Source organism: Fibrobacter sp., from assembly GCA_012523595.1.
Classification (GTDB): Bacteria; Fibrobacterota; Chitinivibrionia; order Chitinivibrionales; family Chitinispirillaceae; genus JAAYIG01.
In genome coordinates this window covers 1-4,089 of sequence record JAAYIG010000077.1, presented here as the reverse complement: position 1 = coordinate 4,089, position 4,089 = coordinate 1, and the positions used below count along the sequence as shown (strand labels likewise).

At 45.6% G+C, this 4,089-nt stretch carries 2 protein-coding genes; one reads left to right on the top strand and one right to left on the bottom strand.

What is annotated here, in order from left to right; genetic code table 11:
- Positions 1-1,381, bottom strand: a 1,381-nt coding sequence (locus tag GX089_04780; GenBank protein NLP01789.1) for a DUF362 domain-containing protein, incomplete at its 3' end; no start/stop codon positions are given.
- 766 nt (positions 1,382-2,147) lie between these two features.
- Between GX089_04780 and GX089_04775 the strand changes: the two genes are divergently transcribed.
- The coding region (locus tag GX089_04775) for a M6 family metalloprotease domain-containing protein (protein ID NLP01788.1) at positions 2,148-4,089 on the top strand (1,942 nt) is incomplete at its 3' end.

Below are 4,089 nucleotides of genomic sequence, written 5' to 3'. Positions count from 1 at the left end.
TGGAACCGCTGTTGTCGCGTCCGTTCCAGACAATCGAATATCGTCCCGCGGACAGAAACTGTTTACCAAGATTGCACACCTCGATACCTCTCAAATTGTAAATCCCCATTTCCACAGAATATTCTACGGGAAGCGTAAAACCGATTGTAACATTGTCACCGCGGACAGGGCCACTTATCTGCGGAACCATAAACGGTTTCGGATCGAGGAAACGGGAGTTTATCACTGATGTGCTGTCGAGTACTCGCGGTGGTGGCCCGCCGGTCCAGTTTGTCTCATAAGAGGGGTCACCCGAATAATTGGGAGAAAGAGTATAGTTTTGCTTGTACTGATCCAGTTCTTCCAGGGAACCAAGGATAAAGTTGATCTTGTTGATATCGTAGTTACCGAACCCTGCATTGGAGATCCACAGAAGATAGCGCATATCGGTATAGCTTGGTGTGTTCTTATCCATCGGCTCGGTTGGAGTATCAGAGAAACCCATGAGTCTGGCACAGAGTCTGTCTACAGCAAGCGGATCTTCTCCGGCGATAGCACAGTACTGCATTATGCTTGTACCGGATACCGGGCCATCACCCTGCATCCCCTCCCAGGCATCGAGGACATTGAGTGCTGGTCTATGTTTAGTATAAATGACATTTGCAAGTTGATATAGATTGTAGGCCAGACACTTGTTTTCATCCTGTTCCTTCCCGGAGGTCCATCCAACCTGACCATGCATCTGTGATTTGATGTTTGTCAGAGGAGCAGCCATCAGTATGTTCTTATTAACCCCGGTCATCACCATGCAATTGTGTGTCTTGGGTCTGCAGATAGAAATCATGTAGTAGTTATCATCGACAAATGCCGAGGAGATGGGAATCGTTGTTGTGGTGGTAAAGTCAGTGTTCCATATCTGGCAGTCAACAGAGGGTATATTCGATGTGTTGTTTAAATTGACTATAGTCACGCCGCTGTATTCGTGCTGCAATGAGTTGTAGCCAACCATATTAAAGTACCAGTTTGGATCAGGGGTTGTACTGCATTCACCAACGATAATAGGTACGCTCTGTGAGATGGAGCGGATAAATTCTATAAGCCCGCGAAGTGCATCAACATGAGTGGCCGCAAGCTGATTTCCGGTAACGACATTCGGTTTTATGAGAACCGTTTTTCCCTGGATACCTGATGAGACAGCAGACCGCCATGGCTCCAGAACATCCAGGATCATCTGTTTACGTGTTCCTGATTGTGATGATCCCACAAAGGAGACATTGCTGGTTTCCTGAGATTTGGAAACTGTTGCCGAAAAAGCCCTGGAGTGAATAAGTCCTGACCCGCCTATAAGCAGGGCAGTTCCGGCTCCTGTTCTTTTGAGAAAATCTCTTCGGTTCATCGCCATAGTGTTTCTCTTTTTTTTTTGGGGTTGTTTGAAAAAAAACGAACCAGTCTGCTTTTTCAATATAAACAAAAGCAACATGGAATTTACTTATTTGTTGTTTTAGGGAGCGATTGTGTTGAACTTTTCTTCAACATTTTCTGCCTGCTGACCGCAAATCAGAATTGTAACCCCTGGGGACCAAATGTATCTCAATAGTGATAAATTTTCAGGACTAAATCGCTTCAGATTGTGGTTTGGATAAATAATATTATTAAAATAAACTATACTAAATATAAGTAATTGATAAATAAGGAAATAGGAGTCATAAAGGAAAAATTAAGAAAATTATACTAAACAAAGTAGCGGCAGAAAGGAAAAAAACACTTATATTATCTGTATAAGTGAAATGCGTTTAGTTACTGATCTGGATTAGTAATACAAAGAATATATGAGAACAAGTTCAGCCGCACTCTGTTTGTTCTTTTCTCAATTTGCTTTATTTCCTCATATGGAGACAGCACAGATGATTGGGCTGAAGAGACTGGATCCCATTCGCAGGAATGACGTTTAGGTGAGAGTGGTACTTGTAAGGAACAGATGTCACCGCGAGGCGTCATGTCTGTGAAAACAGGCATCCGGAAGAACTGGGTTGATGGGATTGAATTCATGCTTTTGCAGGAATGATGTTGAGGTGAGGATGGTACTTGTAAGGAACCAAAGTCAGCTTGTGCCCTGAGATAATCTCTGGTATAATCAGGGTATATTCCGTTTAAATAAAGGAGATGCTATGTGGTGGCTGCTTAAACGCATAAGTATAAGAGGTGCAGCGGTCGTTTCAACATTCCTGTTTTTTGTCATAAATGTGAGTGCTGCACCGCACGAGGGAGAACAGTTTTCCCTCAGGCAGCCGGATGGAACGCTGGTGCCGGTACTTGTCTGGGGTGATGAATTTCACCAGGATGTTGAGAGCCCGGATGGATACACACTTGTGCGTGATAAGGATGGATGGATCTGCTATGCAGATCTTTCTTCTGATGGAAACGAATACGTCTCCAGCGGCATCAGGTACACCGGAGAGAAACGTTCTGTTTCTCTGAAAAAAAAGGTGCGCATTAACAGGGAATCGATGCACAGAAAGCAGCGGAAAAACAGGGAAGTTCTGGGTTATGAGGAGCTTATCAGTTCTGGTTCATCCCATTCACCAGTCTTCTCACCTGCACCTCCGGATGATGGAATAGAGCCTGCTGAACCCAAAGAGGTCGTAGGACTTACAATACTTATTGACTTCCCGGATCAGAAATCAAATATCACCAGAGAGACAATCGAGAATTTCTGCAATCAACCGGGCTATTCCGGAAACAGCAATAACGGCTCAGTTTTCGATTACTTCCGTGATGTCTCCAATGGCCTGATGCTCTACACCAATATAGTTACCCCTTTTATCACTGCTGAAAAAAATAAAACCTACTATGACAGAGGCGAAAATTATCCTTATGTCCAGGAACTGCTTACAAATATACTTACCAAACTGAAAAATCAGGGATTTGACTTAAGCAGAGTTTCAGTTTCAAACAACCGGGTAATTGCTCTAAATGTGTTCTATGCCGGATCTGCCACTGCAGGATGGGCCAATGGTCTGTGGCCTCACGCAGGGACATACCGGGGCGGGGTTACTATAAATGGAATAGGTTTTTCCAGATACCAGCTTGCCAGTTTAGGTTCCGCCCCGAGACTGGGCACGTTTGTTCATGAGAACGGCCATATGCTCATGGGCTGGGCTGATCTTTACTCTTATGAAGACCATTCCAATGGCGTAGGCAGGTGGTGCGTGATGAACTCTGTCAACCCGTCCACAAACCCCCAGCAGCCCAATCCTTATTTCAGAAATCGTGCAGGATGGATTACTGTAACCGATATCACAGGTGCAGCAAGAGGTACTCTATATACCCATGCGGCAAACAGCCACAGTGCTTTTACATACGTGAGAAACACCAAGGAGTTTTATTTCATTGAGGCACGCAGGCGTAGTGGCCGAAGTTCAGGGTTGCCGGGTGATGGGTTACTGGTATGGCATGTTCACACTGACGGGCTGAATACTTATGCCAGAAAAGGTTTTCCCCTTGTTGCATTGATGCAGGCTGATGGGAGAAGAGATCTTGAAAACAGAAAAAACAGTGGAGACTCGAATGACCCGTTCCGTCAGAACGGTAATGCCAGGTTCAACAATTCAACAACTCCGGCGGCAGTATATCATGATGGTGTTGCCTCCGGGATCGATCTGGCGGAAATCAGTGTGGCTGGTGACACTATGACATTTAAAATAGGGCCCAATGCTGAGGTTGTTACTTACACTTTGACAGTAGAAAACGGCAGCGGCAGTGGAACCTACTCTCCGGGTGAAATCGTGTCAATCAGTGCGCCGGAAACAGGAACGGGAGGCGCATTTTTACGATGGTCAAGTACAACTCTTTCTCCGCAAGACCCGTATAACCGCTCGACAACTCTTGTGATGGGTAACAGCAATGCGACGGTTACGGCCCGGTATGCAAATCCCGGAGTGATTCCCGGAACAGTTCAGGCTGAGCAGTTCGGCTACCAGCAGGATGCAAGCACCGCTACGGCAACTGATGCCGGAGGAGGCCAGTATGTCAATTTCACCAGAACCGGTGCTTTCATTGAACTGCTGGTTGATGTGCAGTCCGGAGATTCGACAACTCTTTCCTACCGTA